At 63.5% G+C, this 14,042-nt stretch carries 12 protein-coding genes; 11 read left to right on the top strand and 1 reads right to left on the bottom strand.

What is annotated here, in order from left to right; genetic code table 11:
• Nucleotides 1–53 precede the first annotated feature (53 nt).
• The 6 genes from JYG32_RS27590 to JYG32_RS27565 all read left to right on the top strand — a co-directional run bounded on the left by JYG32_RS27590 (nucleotide 54) and on the right by JYG32_RS27565 (nucleotide 7,166).
• The gene (locus JYG32_RS27590; RefSeq protein ID WP_249744885.1) at nucleotides 54–1,016 is read left to right on the top strand and encodes an ABC transporter permease subunit; all 963 of its coding nucleotides are present in this window, start codon (nucleotides 54–56) and stop codon (nucleotides 1,014–1,016) included.
• 367 nt (nucleotides 1,017–1,383) lie between these two features.
• Nucleotides 1,384–2,568, top strand: coding sequence for a porin (locus tag JYG32_RS27585; protein ID WP_213265720.1), 1,185 nt, complete (start codon nucleotides 1,384–1,386; stop codon nucleotides 2,566–2,568).
• 869 nt (nucleotides 2,569–3,437) lie between these two features.
• Complete coding sequence (locus tag JYG32_RS27580; protein ID WP_213265719.1) at nucleotides 3,438–4,604, top strand: MFS transporter; 1,167 nt, start codon at nucleotides 3,438–3,440, stop codon at nucleotides 4,602–4,604.
• Between the two features lie 294 nt (nucleotides 4,605–4,898).
• A complete protein-coding gene (locus JYG32_RS27575) occupies nucleotides 4,899–5,642 on the top strand; it encodes an AfsA-related hotdog domain-containing protein (protein WP_174379319.1) in 744 nt (247 codons plus the stop codon).
• 3 nt (nucleotides 5,643–5,645) lie between these two features.
• On the top strand, nucleotides 5,646–6,404 hold the full coding sequence (locus JYG32_RS27570; protein WP_174379320.1) for an HAD family hydrolase: 759 nt from the start codon (nucleotides 5,646–5,648) through the stop codon (nucleotides 6,402–6,404).
• Between the two features lie 18 nt (nucleotides 6,405–6,422).
• A complete protein-coding gene (locus tag JYG32_RS27565; protein WP_174379321.1) occupies nucleotides 6,423–7,166 on the top strand; it encodes a dienelactone hydrolase family protein in 744 nt (247 codons plus the stop codon).
• Nucleotides 7,167–7,236: 70 nt separating this feature from the next.
• Here JYG32_RS27565 and JYG32_RS27560 read toward each other — a convergent pair whose 3' ends face one another.
• Nucleotides 7,237–8,181: a LysR family transcriptional regulator gene (locus JYG32_RS27560; RefSeq protein WP_213267496.1), complete on the bottom strand. Its 945-nt coding sequence runs from the start codon at nucleotides 8,179–8,181 to the stop codon at nucleotides 7,237–7,239.
• Nucleotides 8,182–8,571: 390 nt separating this feature from the next.
• Between JYG32_RS27560 and JYG32_RS27555 the strand changes: the two genes are divergently transcribed.
• The 5 genes from JYG32_RS27555 (at nucleotide 8,572) to JYG32_RS27535 (ending at nucleotide 14,017) form a co-directional block, all read left to right on the top strand.
• Nucleotides 8,572–9,363: an alpha/beta hydrolase gene (locus JYG32_RS27555; RefSeq protein WP_213265718.1), complete on the top strand. Its 792-nt coding sequence runs from the start codon at nucleotides 8,572–8,574 to the stop codon at nucleotides 9,361–9,363.
• A gap of 101 nt (nucleotides 9,364–9,464) precedes the next feature.
• Complete coding sequence (locus tag JYG32_RS27550) at nucleotides 9,465–10,199, top strand: SDR family NAD(P)-dependent oxidoreductase (protein ID WP_174379324.1); 735 nt, start codon at nucleotides 9,465–9,467, stop codon at nucleotides 10,197–10,199.
• Nucleotides 10,200–10,345: 146 nt separating this feature from the next.
• Nucleotides 10,346–11,281, top strand: coding sequence for a LysR family transcriptional regulator (locus JYG32_RS27545; protein ID WP_213265717.1), 936 nt, complete (start codon nucleotides 10,346–10,348; stop codon nucleotides 11,279–11,281).
• The gene (locus JYG32_RS27540) at nucleotides 11,274–12,389 is read left to right on the top strand and encodes a ketoacyl-ACP synthase III family protein (RefSeq protein ID WP_213265716.1); all 1,116 of its coding nucleotides are present in this window, start codon (nucleotides 11,274–11,276) and stop codon (nucleotides 12,387–12,389) included. Before JYG32_RS27545 ends, JYG32_RS27540 begins: the two co-directional genes overlap by 8 nt.
• A complete protein-coding gene (locus JYG32_RS27535) occupies nucleotides 12,386–14,017 on the top strand; it encodes an FAD-dependent monooxygenase (protein ID WP_213265715.1) in 1,632 nt (543 codons plus the stop codon). The genes JYG32_RS27540 and JYG32_RS27535 overlap by 4 nt, the downstream gene beginning before the upstream one ends.
• Nucleotides 14,018–14,042: the final 25 nt, after the last annotated feature.

Genomic DNA, 14,042 nt, shown 5'->3' with positions numbered 1-14,042 from the left:
AATCGACCCTTGGCGTTACCAAGGCGAGCCAGACGCTCACCGACGGCGTCGGCATGTCGTCCCGCAAGGTGCAGGTTCGCAGGCTGATCGGCGCGATTGGCATGCTGCCCGTGCTGATCATTCTCTGCGTCGCATTCAACTTCGCCACGCAAGGCACGTTCTTCACCGGCCAGAACATCGCGATCGTTTCACAGCAGGCCGCGATCAATACGGTCCTCGCGGCCGGGATGACCTTCGTCATCTTGACGGGCGGCATCGATCTGTCAGTCGGCTCGATCGTGGCGACCGCCGCGATGACGGCGATGATGGCGTCGCTCAGTCCGTCATTCGGTGCGCTGGCGCTGCCGATCGGGCTGCTGACCGGTGCGTTTCTCGGCGTGGTCAACGGTCTGCTGATCGCGTATCTGCGGTTGCCGGCGTTCATCGTCACGCTTGGCTCGCTGACCGCCGTGCGTGGGCTCGCACGCTTGCTCGGCGACGACGGCACCGTGATGAACCAGAACCTGGGCTTCGCGTGGATCGGTAACGCAAGCGTGCTGGGTGTGCCGGTACTGGCGATCATCGCGCTGGCCGTCATCCTGATTTCGTGGTTCATCCTGCGTCGCACGGTGCTCGGCATCTGGATCTATGCGCTCGGCGGGAATCCGGCGGCCGCGCGTCTGTCGGGCATCAAGGTCAGTCTGATCCTGCTGTTCGTCTATGCGATCTCCGGCCTGCTTTCCGGCCTGGGCGGCGTGATGTCCGCCGCGCGACTCTATGCGGCGAACGGGCTGCAGATCGGGCAGGGCTACGAGCTCGACGCGATCGCTGCCGTGATTCTCGGCGGAACGAGCTTCGTCGGTGGCGTGGGCTCTATCTGGGGCACCCTCGTCGGCGCACTGATCATCGCCGTACTTTCCAACGGCCTCGTGATTCTCGGCGTGTCCGACATCTGGCAATTCATCATCAAGGGCCTCGTCATCATCGCGGCCGTGGCACTCGACCGCTTCCGCCGCAACGGCGAGAACCGCACCTGATACCCCGACCGGGCCGGCCGGAACGCGACGACAGGCAAAGGCTCGCGTTCCGGCAAACCGGGATCGTCCTGCCACACGGCTCCAGAGATTATCCGGCCTGACACGCCACGCCGGCAGGCCGACAAGGGCCGGTCCGTCCGGCAATCGAAGCACATCCGACAGCGGCACAACAGCGACACAACAGCGACGCCGGCAACGCGTCGGCGGGACTTGCGCGTCGGCCAATCTTGAGCCCGCGACAGGCGTGACGCCGGCCGAGGGTCCGACCGGAACAGAGGGGGGAATAAAAAAAACAGAAACCGTCTTTTAATAAGTAGTGCGAATTAAAAAATAGCAGTTATCCAAGCTTTGGGGATCGGAGATAAAGATGAAACGTATCATTCTGGGCTCGCTGACCATGAGTCTGGCCGCTGTCGCCAGCGCACAGAGCAGCGTGACGCTGTACGGCCTCGTCGACAACGGCGTGCAGTACGAGACGGGCTTGCCGAATGGCCATCGTCTGTCCGCGGAATCGGGAAACTGGGCGCAATCGAGGTTCGGCCTGAAGGGCGTCGAGGACATCGGCGGCGGCACGTCCGTGAGATTCCAGCTCGAGTCCCGGCTCAACACGCAGAACGGGTCTTATGCGAACGGCTCGTTCTTCGAGGGGCAGGCGACTGTCGGGATGAGCAATGCGAGCTATGGTTCGTTCCGGATCGGTAACTTTGGTGCGAGCGAATTGCTGCAATATGCGGGGGTTCTCGATCCGCAGCAGACGATGAAATATTCGTTCGGGACCCTTGTGCGCGGTCGCATGTTCCCGCAGGCAGCAAACGGATTCGAATACGTGTCGCCGAGCTTCGGCGGATTCACGGTTCAAGGCCAGTACAACCTGACCAACTCCACCAAGTGGAATTCCGGTACGCCAGGCAGCGCGCCGAGCCAGCTCGGCACCTCGACGGGAGTCGGCAGTTCGCAGGGCCGCGTCGCCGGCCTCAAGCTGGAATACAACGCGCACAGCGTCGACTTGCAGGTGATCTACGACGAGGTGCGCGACGGCAACGGGAAGTTCAGCAACGTCTACTTCGCGTCGCGCTCCCTGTTCGCCGGCGGATCGTATGCATGGGGGCCGGTGACGTTCTATGCTGGCTACCAGCACCTTTCCGCGCCCGATGCGTCCAATGCCGGCTATTACGGATCGACGACCGCGTCCACGCTGCCCGCCGGCACGTCTCTGCCGAGCGCAGTCGACCATGAGTGGGCAGGCGCGCGATGGGAGATATCGCCCACGACTTCGGTAACGGGAGCGATTTATCACGCGAATGCCAATCGCGGCAACGGCAACGCGACCATGTATACGCTGTCCGGCGGATATCAGCTCTCGAAGCGGACTCGTCTGTACACGGAACTTGGCTATCTGCGCAATAGTGCGACCTCGAACCTCGGACTCAACGGAGGATCGTACGGGGCAAACACGAACAACGATCCGGTCAACGGTAATGCGTCGAGCCTGAATCCGAACTATGGCCACAGCCAGTTCGGTGCGTTTGCCGGTGTCGCCACGCTGTTCTAACCGCGGGCGGAGGGGCGGCGGTTCGCCCGCGGCCCCTCCACGCTGTTCGAGAAGACTATAGACGATCCGCCTGTACGTCGAAGCGCCGGGTGATCGCATCGACGACACGGTCCGCCATCGCCTGTCGGGTTGACGGTGTAGGTGTGATCGTGCTGGAAGGCCGGACAGACGGCATCCGGAACGGATGCGGATTCTTGACGAACGTCTTTTCCGTAGAGGGTTATCGCTTCATCTCGGAGGGTTGGCGAGAAAGATACGGCTCCCGTGAGTCGTCGCGGTAGCAAGCTTCCGCAGGTGGATCCCGAAGACGGCTTTTCCGAGAATTCAGGCACCCAAGGACGACTTTCCTGAGATGGGGAAAGATCACCTCATCTTGGAAAAGTTGTCCAAGTTATTGATTTTTATAGGGTGTCAAAGACATCTTTTCCGAGAGCCAACAGGTGTGTGGTCTCCCGGAAAAGATGTTCGCGGTCTCGATACGTTGTCTTTGAATATAAATCTTGATTATTGTAATTTGTGGATTTTTATGGCTACAAATAGACAGATTGATAGAGCATAAATCTAATTTTATGAGAATAAATGGTGCAATCTGTGGCGACGGTGGTGTCAAGGGAGCACTCCGCGCAAAGCATGCCGACGGAGCCGACGAGCGTTGATCTATTAATGCGGTATCCGCAGCTGCGTGGCTGTCGGCGAATTCCCTCCAAGTGTGCAGTCCGCGCTGAGCGATGCATGCCTACCCGTCCCGTCCAAAAATCGTTTCACGATTCCGCAATTCTGCTGCGAACTGAAAACACCGCTATCGGCTTTATGCCGATCTCTATTGCCGGGACACTGGGCGCCTGTTTTTTCGATCTGGAGAATCAGTCATGCCCGTTGCCATTTTTGCGCTAGCCATAGGCGCCTTTGCAATCTGCACCAGCGAGTTCGTGATCATGGGGCTGCTGCTCGATGTCGCGCGCGACCTGCATATCTCGATCTCGAGCGCAGGATTCCTCGTGACCGGCTACGCGATGGGCGTGGTGGTCGGCGCGCCACTCCTGACGCCGTTCCTCGCGCGCCTGCCGCGCAAGCCGGTACTGATCGGTCTGATGGGGCTGTTCGCCGTTGGCAACCTGGCCTGTGCGGTTGCGCCAAGCTACGAACTGCTGCTGCTCGCGCGCCTCGTCACGGCGCTCGCGCAGGCGACCTTCTTCGGCCTCGGTGCCGTTGTCGCGGCGAGCCTCGTTGCGCCGGACCGACAGGCAAGCGCGATCTCGACGATGTTCCTCGGCGCGACGATCGCCAATATCCTCGGGGCGCCGGCTGGCACGGTGATTGGCCAGTGGTTTGGCTGGCGCACGACCTTCATCGCGGTTGCCGCGATCGGTGTGCTGGCCGCGATCGCAATCGCACTGCTCGTGCCTCATCTGAAGCGCTCGGAAGACCACAATTTCGCGAAGGAGGTGCGCACGCTGACGCAGGCAAGCACGCTGCGCGCGCTGTTGATCACGGTGCTGGGATTCGGCGGCACGTTCACGGCGTTCACTTATATCGCGCCGATGCTGACCGAGATCACGGGCCTTAACGCGAAATTCGTCGCGCCGCTGCTGCTGCTGTTCGGGCTCGGCATGACGGTCGGCAACCCGGTCGGCGGTCGGCTCGCCGACCGCAACCTGATGGGTGCGCTGCGTTTGACGCTCGGTGCGCTGATCGCGGTACTCGCGCTGATCGGTGTACTGATGCATAGCACAGTCGCGATGGTCGTACTCGTGTTCCTGTTCGGTGCCGCGATGTTCGCGACGATCGCGCCGCTGCAGATGAATGTGATGACCTATGCGAAGGACGCTCCCGTGCTGGCCTCGGCCTTCAACATCGCCGCCTTCAATCTGGGCAACGCGGGTGGCGCCTGGCTCGGCGGCCTCGCGATCGATCACGGGCTCGGCTTGACGAACCTGCCATGGGTGGCCGCGCTCGTCAGCGTAGTCGGCCTGCTGCTGTCGCTGACCGTGCGCCGCGAGGCGCTCGCGCCGGCCGGCCTGCCACAGAAGAGCTGATGCGCGTAGTCCGAATCTGCCCCGTCGGTGTGCCGGCGGGGCGTTGGCCATTTTGGCGTAGATGGATCGCGCAAGCGGCACGGCTTGCGGGGCATGCGCGGCACAAATGCAGGACCGCATGAGTGGCGTGGACAGCAGGCGATTCCAGCTTGCCGATATATCCGATTTTCCCGTTTCATGGATAGCAAATCACTGAACGGCTGTTTCAGATCTGGGTATTTTATAAAAAAGGCACTTCGATAGAATCGATCCGTTGGTTGGGGATTTTGTTAAATTGAATCAACGGAGATCGCAATGGAAATTGTTTACGTGGTGCATAATCGGTTTTCCCAATTCGCGGAAAAGCATGACTCGGTATTCACGGTCTCGGCATTCATTGATCTGATCGCGAAGGAACCGCTCGCAAAGCGCCTTAAGGTCATGCCGGGCCAGGGCGTCGATACCGAAGAACTGGGGGCGCTGATCGCGCGTTACGCGGAAGCGCCCGCAATGATCGAACTGTCGATCGCGACCAGGCGTCCCAAGGCGACCTATTTCGACGCGCACAAACACAAGTCGCGCAATATCGTCGTGAGTCTTGCCGAGCAGGTCACGGATTGCGAATTCCTGATGGATCTGTATTTCGACGGCGATAACGAATTCTTCGACGATCACATGTCGGGCCAGCATATCCAGGGCATGGGAATTACCGAGGCGGCACGCCAGGCATTTCTTGCCGTCACCGAGCAGTTCTTCCTGCCGTCGAAGAAGCGCCATTACTTCGTGATCCATCGCATGGAGACCGAATTCAAGGCCTTCGTGTTTCCGATCGACGCCTGCGCGCGCTATTTCGTTCTGTCGGAAAAGCGTAACGACAAGGGCAATGTGACGATCGAGGCGCGGATTGAAATCTGGCAGGCCCAGGCGCTCTGCGCGGTCTGCATGGTGTCGTTTACGGCATTCGACGTGTCGTGGATCAGCGGTCGTGAGCATGCGGCGGCGACCAGCATGCTGGCCGCCCGCACCGAGCAGTTGACCCAGACGCAAATGGTGGCGTGAATCATGCGCACACTCCCGCGGTGTTCGACCGTACCGAGGCTCGCGGTATTCGACGTCGACGAAACGATCCTGTCGATCAAGGGCCTTTTCAGCTTTGCCGAATACTTTTTCACCGCGCGTGCGGGTGCGGACGGTCGCGTCGGCGGCGAACCGTTCGCGGTCTGGTTCGACGCGCTGCGCCGCAGCGGCGCGACGCTTTCTCGCGAGCAGGTAAACCGCCACTTCTATCGCGCGTTTGCCGGCTTCGACTCGGCGCTCGTGCGGCGCTGCGCGGACGACTGGTTCGACCGTCTGCTGACAAGCGGCGACGCGATTCTGATCGAGCCCGTACTCACGGCGCTGCAGATGCATCGATCGAACCAGACGCCGGTCGCGTTGCTGTCGGGCTCGGCGCGCCTGTTCCTGACGCCGCTCGCGACGCTGCTCGATGCGACCTACGTGCTGTCGATCGAACTCGAGATCGACGCGGCCGGCCGCCTGACGGGCGAGTTGCTGCCGCCGCAAACAATCGGCGAGGGCAAGTGGCAGGCACTCAGCGCGCTGCTTGAAGAGCTCGGGCTGGATGCGGACGAGTGCATCGGTTATGGCGACCACCTGTCCGACCTGCCGTTTCTCGCGCGGCTCGGCGAGGCCGTCGTTGTCGCGGGCGATGCGGCGCTCGAGTGCATCGCGTCCGAACGCGGCTGGCGCGTCCTGCCGCGACTGCCGATTACACCGCCACGCGCCTGGCTGACCTCGGGCGCTCCATTGACCATCCCCTGATAAGGTTCCGTTTCCACCATGCCCCCATCCATATCAGCAATCGATACGTTTGATATCGAAGTCGACGGCATCGTACATGACGTCCGTCGACACGACGACGCGCGACTGGAGGAGACGCGTGCGCGCATCCTGATGTTTCCGGACTTCGAAGGCACCGCCTCGCCCGGTGCGGCACGCCTTGCCGCGGCCTACAGCCGCGCGTGCGGTGCGGAGGTGCTGCTGACCGATTTCTATGGCAAGAGCTACAAACCGGACGGCTATGACCATCGCGCCGATTCGGTGATCCGTTATGCACGTGCGCGTCCGCTCGAGACGCGACGGCGTCTGACCGGCATCCTTGCTGCGCTTGTCCCGCACTGGCACGCACGCGGACCTCTCGTTACGATCGGTTTTTGCTTTGGCGGCTCGCTCGCGTTCGAGCTTGCGCGTGCCGATCGCACCGTTACCGCAGCGGTGTCGATTCACGGCGACCCATCGACCGAGGCGTCCGTGAGCGCAGGTGCGACCGACGCGGAATTCACGATGATCCATGGCGGCAGCGATCCGCTGATTCCATCCGAATCGATTTCGTCGTTTACGCAGGAGGTCACTGCGGCGCAACTACGATGGCAACTGATCGTGCTGGGCCATGCGCGGCACAGCTTCACCAAGCGCGAGATGGGTGGCTCGAACTGGGCGATGCGCTACGATGCGCGCGCCGACGAGATGGCGCGTGCGCATGCTGCCGCGATCGTCGATCTCCACGTGCGCGAGGCGCGGTGATGCACGGTGCGACGATCGCGAGCGCGCAAGCACGGTCGTACCGGGCGGAGCTGCGTCTATCGTGCCGCTATCACGCGGCGGGCGCATCCATCATCGTTGGCGGAGGCGCGGTGTCGCCTGCTGCGGAGTCGGGTCGCCAGGTGTCGAGCACGAAATTGACGAAATGCCGGACCTTCAGCGGCATGTTGATGTCGCGCTGATAAACGAGATGCATCGGACGCTCGGGCATCCGCTCGTTTTCGAACAATTGCACGAGCGAGCCGTTGCGCAGATCGTCGGCGACGAGCAACTCGGGCTGCATCAGGATGCCCGCGCCCGCGAGCGCGGCCATCCGCAGTGCAGGGCCGTGGTTCACCGTGAGCCGTCCGCCGATCTGAACGGCGCGACCTTCGCCGTTCGCCTCGTAGAAGCGCCATTCGCGCGTACGCCGGTGGACACCGAACGACAGGCACTCGTGATGAATCAGATCGCCCGGATCGCGCGGCGTGCCGTGCCGTTCGAGATAGGCCGGCGCCGCGCAGACAACCATCCGGTACGGAATCAGCGGGCGTGCGATCAGGTTCGAGGCCGGCAGGTGGCCGATCCGGATCGCGACGTCGAAGCCTTCGTTGACGAGTTCGACGAGACGGTCCGACAGCGTCAGTTCGACCTCGACGTTCGGCGCTTGCTCCAGGAAACGCGAGAGCGCCGGCGTCAGGCACTGCGCGCCGAACGACACGGGCGCGGTGACACGCAATACACCGCGCGCGACGGCCGTCATTTCGCGCGCATCGGATTCGGCCAGCTCCATTTGCGACAGAATGCTGACGCATTGGCCGTAATACGTGCGCCCGACCTCGGTCAGGCTTTGCTGCCGCGTGGTGCGATTCAGCAGTCGCGCACCGAGATGGGCTTCGAGCGCACGAATATGATTCCCGACCATGGCCGCTGAAATGCCCGTGACTTCAGCCGCAGCAGCGAATCCGCCGGTTTCGACCACGCGAACGAAAACCGACATGCTCGTGAAACGATCCATCATGGCCCTCGGTAAAAGTCCCGTCAGATTAATTCTCGTCACGTCGGTAATTCACATCATGCCGACCTGATACTCGCTATTTCTTTTTCGGTAGAAAGCAAATTGAAATATTTCTTTTGTTTTTCGATCTGACGGATTCTTCAATTTGATTGTTTTCTATAAATACTGGCCGCTACTGTATCAGATATAAAGAGATCGACAAAATTACACCAACACATCACGTTTTGCCGATTAATTAATCGGACCACGGAGTCGGACAGGGCGCGGGAGAGGTAACTGGCGTTGCAATGCGATTTCCGATGCAGATTCGCCGAATGGAACCGATACAGGGAGAGGGCCGTGCAGAAATACCGACTGCGGAAGCATTCACGTCCGACATCAATCACACGCATGATCGCGGCAACGGTCGCGGCGGCCGGCATCGCCATGGCGTCGATGCCGGCTGTCGCGCAGACCGATGCGGCGGCTGCCGTTCCGGTCCGCAACATCGTGCTGGTCCACGGTGCATTCGTCGACGCGTCGAGCTGGTCGCGCGTGACAGAGATACTGCAGGACAAGGGCTATACCGTCACTGCCGTGCAGAACCCGCTGACCTCGCTGCACGATGACGAGGTTGCGGTGCGCCGCGTGCTCGAGCGGCAGAGTGGCCCTACGGTGCTGGTTGGCTATTCGTGGGCAGGTATGCCGATCACCGAGGTCGGCACCGACGCGAAGATCACCGCGCTCGTCTACGTCGCGGCGCTCGCGCCCGACGTCGGCGAATCGGTCCACGACTTGCAGAAGCATACGGCAGCCCAGGCGACGATGCCGGGTCTCAAGGCCGTCACCGAAGACCGCTACGGCAACTATTTGATGGATCCGGCCGGCTACTGGCAGGCGCTTGCGCACGACACGCCCGAGAAGGTCGTGCGCGTGATGGCGGCCTCGCAACTGCCGATGTCGATTGACGCGTTCGACGACAAGGTCGCGGTTGCCGCCTGGCACAGCAAGCCGTCGTGGTACGCGGTGTCGACGCGTGACCAGATCGTCGATCCGGCGCTGCAGGAATGGATGGCGCAGCGGATCAACGCGCACATCGTGAGGATTCCGTCCGGCCATGCATCGATCCTGTCCCACCCCGACACCGTCGCCGCAATGATCGAGGACGCTGCGCAGCACAGCGGCCCGACTGCCGCGAAATAGCCGACTTTTCCGCTGCAACCGACGTTCCGCCGGCGCGCGCCTCGCGCCGGCGAGGACGGGCTTTGTCTTCATTTTCCCCATTACGCAACTCAGGAGTCGACATGGATCTGCAATTGAACGGATTGAATGCGGTGGTCACGGGCGGCACGGCGGGCATTGGTCTCGCGATCGTCGAGACGCTCGCGGCGGAGGGAGCGAACGTCTGGTTCTGCTCGCGCTCGGCCGATCGTGTCGCGACCGTCGAGGCGGCGCTCGCGGGCAAGCCCGGCAAAGTACACGGCACGTCGCTCGACGTCACGGAGCCGGGTGCGCTGGCGCGCTGGATTTCCGGCATCGACGTGATCGATATCTTCGTGCCGAACGTCAGCGCGATCTCGGGCGACTGGGACGCGTCGATCGACACCGACCTGCGCGCAACGATCGCGGGCGTCGAAGCGGTGCTGCCCAAACTCGCGCGCTCGCCGCATGCGGCACTCACTTACATCGGCTCGAAGGCCGGCAGCTTCGCCACGCCGGGCTTCGAGGCCTATGGCAGCGTCAAGGCCGCGCTCGCGCATTACATGAAGTCGCTCGCACGCAAACACGTGACAGACGGCATCCGCGTCAATGTCGTCTCGCCCGGGGACACCTATGACGAGGGCGGTTTCTGGGGGCAAATCAAGCGAAATGCGCCCGAGATTTACGAGGCGACCGTGCAGGCGAATCCACTTGGCCGCCTCTGCACCCCGGCCGAGATCGGTCGCGTGGTCGCGTTCGTGTCGAGCCCGGCAGCGAGCTTCATTGCCGGCGCGAACCTGCTGGTCGACGGTGCGTCGACCGCCCATGTGCATGGCTGACCGCCCCGAGCTGTCCCCTCGGATCGTATCGATGTTCGTGACACTGCCCAGAGGCTCCCATGTTGCAACGAGTTCCCCCCGACACGAACGCCAGTGATTTGCCCGCCACGTCGGCGGGCAAGTGCGCCCGGCCGGTTTCAGTGTCCATGAGTGCGGCCGCGCTGGCGGACACGAAGCGGCGCAATCATTTGCATTGGGATTGGGACGCATACCGCCATTTCGTCGTGCTCGCGCAATGCGGTGTGATGCGGCGTGCGGCCGAGACGCTCGGCGTCAGCGTCGCGACGCTGAGCCGTCGCATCGAGCAGCTCGAGGACATGCTCGACCTTTGCCTGTTCCAGCGCCGGCCGCACGGCATCGAACTGACCATGGCCGGCCGCCAGGTGCTTGAGAACTGCGAGCAGATCAGCGATGCGTTCGGCGTGCTTGAACAGTCGATCAAGGGGGGCGGCACCGTGATGGACCACGTCAACCTGTCGGTCGATTCGATGCTCGCACGGCTACTGCTGCCCGCGTTGCCGCCGTTCCTCGCGGCAAACGCGGGGATCACGGTGAGCGTCACGACCTTCTGTGCGCGCCAGCGCGATATCGGCGACGCCGACCTGAGCTTCGGCTTCACGCGGCCGGATCGCGGCCGGCGGCGGATTCGCCGCCTCGCGGAACTGACGATGTCGATGGCCGCGTCGAGCGCGTGTCGGGAAGGCGAGCGCTCGGTGTTGCCGGTCTGGAGCTTTCGCGACGGCGTCTGGCTCGGGCGGCAGGTGAGCGGAAACGGCTCGACCGAGCTGCACATCACGCATCTCGAAGATGTCGCGACCCTCGTGCGCGACGGTTTCGGCACCGCCATGCTGCCCGACTACATGATCGGCGGGTACTCGGGACTCGTGCGCTTCGAACCGTCCGGCGACGGGCCCGGCGAGTCGGTGCTTCCAGTCTGGATGTCGCTGCTCGAGACCTCGAGCCGGTCGAGCGCGGTGCGCGCTGTCGCGGCGATCTGCTGTGACGTGATCCAGGCAAACCTTCCACCGGCGCGTGTCGACGATGGCCGGCTCGACTCTGTCGTGGAGGGCGATCGTGAGTGATCCGAAGCGAACTGCCGGCCACGCGCCCGCAACGGACGAATTCTGGATCCGGACCTGCGCTTCCTATGTGCCGGCCACGCGCGTGACGGTCTATGAGGCGATCGGGCGCGATTGGTATGGCGACGAGGAACACACGAAGGACGGCTATTTGTCGATCGCGATCGAGTCTGAGTGGTGGCCGGCAGACATGGCGCTCGCGACTGCGCGCACGGCGCTCGACGTGGCCGGCGCCGACGGCGCTCGGCTCGTGCAGTTGAGCTACGCGTCGATTCACCGGCACGGCAATGCACGCCTCTGGCAGCCGGCTGCCTTTCTTCAGCGCGTGCTGAACGCCCCGCAGGCGCTTGCGTTCTCGCTCTCGCACGGCTGCAACGCGATGTTTGTCGCGGCGCGACTGGCGCTTGACGCGCTGCGCGGCGCCGCGCAAGGCGAGGAACGCGATGCGCTGGTTGTCGGTGCCGACCGTTTCGGCACCTCGTCGTTTGACCGCTGGCGCGGCGACTATGGCGTGCTCTATGGCGACGCGGCGGCTGCCGTCCTGTTCGGGCGTACACCCGGTTTCGCGCGGGTCCGGCATCTGTCGATAGCCAGCGTGCCGGAACTCGAAGGCATGCATCGTCACGCCGACGAGCACATCGAGGACGCGGGGCATGCGGCACGTGAATTCGGCGTGCGGGCCAGCAAGAAAGCCTTTATCGAGCGCTACGGCCGCGAACGCTTCTTCGACGCAATCGGCGCCGCGCTCGCGCGGCTGCGCGACGACGTGCTCGGCGCAACCGATCTCGGCACGCGGCCCGCCGACTGGCTGATCACGCCGCATCTGAGCCGCGCGATCACGAAGCCGCTTTATGCCGGCATGTTTCGCAGTCTTGCGGTGCGCCACTACGAAGAATACGGGTTGACCGTCGGACATACCGGCACGGCGGATCCGTTCGTGTCGCTCGCGGCGCTTGCACGGAGCGGTCAGCTCGAGCGCGGTCAGCGCGTGCTGCTGATCGATTCGGGCGCCGGCTTCAGTTGCGGGCTGATGCTGCTCGACATACACGACGTGTCGCACGCGACGCAGTGTGGCGACCTTCATTCACTCCTTTCGGACCTGGAACGATGAACGACATTCTGGTGGTGGGCGCGGGGCCGGTCGGCCTGATGGCGGCCGCGTACTTGCAGCGGCTCGGAGTCGGTTTCGATATCGTCGACCCGAAGCCGAGGCCGGTGACCGAGTCGCGGGCGCTCGGCATCCATGCGCGCACGCTCGAATTCCTGCATTTCCTCGGACTCGACGAGACCTTCATTCGAGCCGGTCGCGCGACGCGCTACATGCGCTTTCACCGACCGGATCGTGAGTTGTTTTCGCTCGACTTCGAGGTGTTGCGCGACGAGACAGCTTATCCGTTCTACCTGATCCTGCCGCAATCGCGCACCGAGGCGTTTCTTGCCGAGCACCTGGAGGAGCAGGGCGCGACGCCCGAATGGTGCGTCGGCCTCGTCTCGCTTGTGCAGGACGCCGACGGCGTTGATGTTGTGCTGCGTCACGCGACCGGCGAGGACGAGACGCGCCGCTACCGCTACGTGATCGGTGCCGACGGCGCGAACAGCGCCGTGCGCGCGGCGCTCGGCATCGAGTTCGAGGGCGCAACCTATCCGGCCAAGTTTCTGTTGGCCGAGGCCGAGATCGGCGAGCAGCGGCTCGACACCGACAGCACGCACGTATTCATCGGCGACCGCACGACGGTCGCGGTGATTCCGCAGCCGGGGCGGCAATTCCGGATCGTTGGCCCTGACTTCACGCAGGACGAGGGCGTGGCCGAGCAGCTCGACTTCGCGCAATTCTCGCGATTTCTGGAGAACAACAGGTTGTTCAACGGCTGGTCGTTCCACTCGCCGAGTCGCGTGATGGGCTACCGGATGCACAAGCGCGTCGCCGCGCGCTTCGGAGAGGGGCGCGTGTTCCTTGCCGGCGATGCGGCGCACATCCATTCGCCGGCGGGTGGGCAGGGCATGAACACGGGCATGCATGACGCAGTGAATCTCGCCTGGAAGCTTGCGCTCGTGTTGCGCCATCGCGCGGCGCCTGCGTTGCTCGATACGTACGAGGACGAGCGCCGCCGCGTCGCGAACGAGGTGGTGGCATCGACCGACCGCGCGATGATGATGGTCACGCGGCCCGGCCCGTTCGTGCGTCTTGCGATGTTCGCGCTGGGGCCGATCGCGCTGCGGATCCGCCAGCCGGTCACGATGATCGCCGCGATGGCGCAACTTCGGCTCGGCTATCGCGGAACGCATTTTGGTCGTGGAGCAGCTGCCGCGCTGCAGGCCGGCGACCGCATGCCACGCATCGGGGTTGGCCGTCTGCAGACGACGCTCGACGCGTTTACGGGTGGCCGCTTCGTGCTGTTCCTGACCGGCCCCGCGAGCGACTCGGCCGAGGCCTTCGCGGCGGCGCGGCTCGTCGCGCGGCAACTGCCACTCGTCTGCTGGGCGATCTGCGCCGACCGGCATTTCCACGCGGGTCCGGCCGACGACGTGGTCCGTTTTCCCGACAGCGCGGCGATGCATGACCGGCTCGGCGGGCTCGTCGCCGTGCTGTGCCGCCCCGACGGTTACGTGCTCGCGACAGACGTATCGACCGGTCTGCCCAACGCGCTGGCGTCAATGCGCGCACTCCTGGGCCCGCCCGGCGCGGCCGGCACGGAACCGGCACGCAACGACGCGTTGCCCGCGCATCGCACGATCTGAACCTGAATCACGACAAGGGCAACCC

Source organism: Burkholderia pyrrocinia (assembly GCF_018417535.1).
In the GTDB taxonomy this organism is placed as follows: Bacteria; Pseudomonadota; Gammaproteobacteria; order Burkholderiales; family Burkholderiaceae; genus Burkholderia; species Burkholderia pyrrocinia_E.
The sequence above is the reverse complement of the archived record's forward strand: the minus strand, read 5'-3'. Positions and strand labels throughout refer to the sequence as shown.

Bases quoted from the DNA above. Each gene is read 5' to 3' on its own strand.
- JYG32_RS27590 (WP_249744885.1), top strand. From the start codon at position 54: ATGTCGTCCCGCAAGGTGCAGGTTCGCAGGCTGATCGGCGCGATTGGC.
- JYG32_RS27585 (WP_213265720.1), top strand. From the start codon at position 1,384: ATGAAACGTATCATTCTGGGCTCGCTGACCATGAGTCTGGCCGCTGTC.
- JYG32_RS27580 (WP_213265719.1), top strand. From the start codon at position 3,438: ATGCCCGTTGCCATTTTTGCGCTAGCCATAGGCGCCTTTGCAATCTGC.
- JYG32_RS27575 (WP_174379319.1), top strand. From the start codon at position 4,899: ATGGAAATTGTTTACGTGGTGCATAATCGGTTTTCCCAATTCGCGGAA.
- JYG32_RS27570 (WP_174379320.1), top strand. From the start codon at position 5,646: ATGCGCACACTCCCGCGGTGTTCGACCGTACCGAGGCTCGCGGTATTC.
- JYG32_RS27565 (WP_174379321.1), top strand. From the start codon at position 6,423: ATGCCCCCATCCATATCAGCAATCGATACGTTTGATATCGAAGTCGAC.
- JYG32_RS27560 (WP_213267496.1), bottom strand. From the start codon at position 8,181: ATGGATCGTTTCACGAGCATGTCGGTTTTCGTTCGCGTGGTCGAAACC.
- JYG32_RS27555 (WP_213265718.1), top strand. From the start codon at position 8,572: ATGATCGCGGCAACGGTCGCGGCGGCCGGCATCGCCATGGCGTCGATG.
- JYG32_RS27550 (WP_174379324.1), top strand. From the start codon at position 9,465: ATGGATCTGCAATTGAACGGATTGAATGCGGTGGTCACGGGCGGCACG.
- JYG32_RS27545 (WP_213265717.1), top strand. From the start codon at position 10,346: ATGAGTGCGGCCGCGCTGGCGGACACGAAGCGGCGCAATCATTTGCAT.
- JYG32_RS27535 (WP_213265715.1), top strand. From the start codon at position 12,386: ATGAACGACATTCTGGTGGTGGGCGCGGGGCCGGTCGGCCTGATGGCG.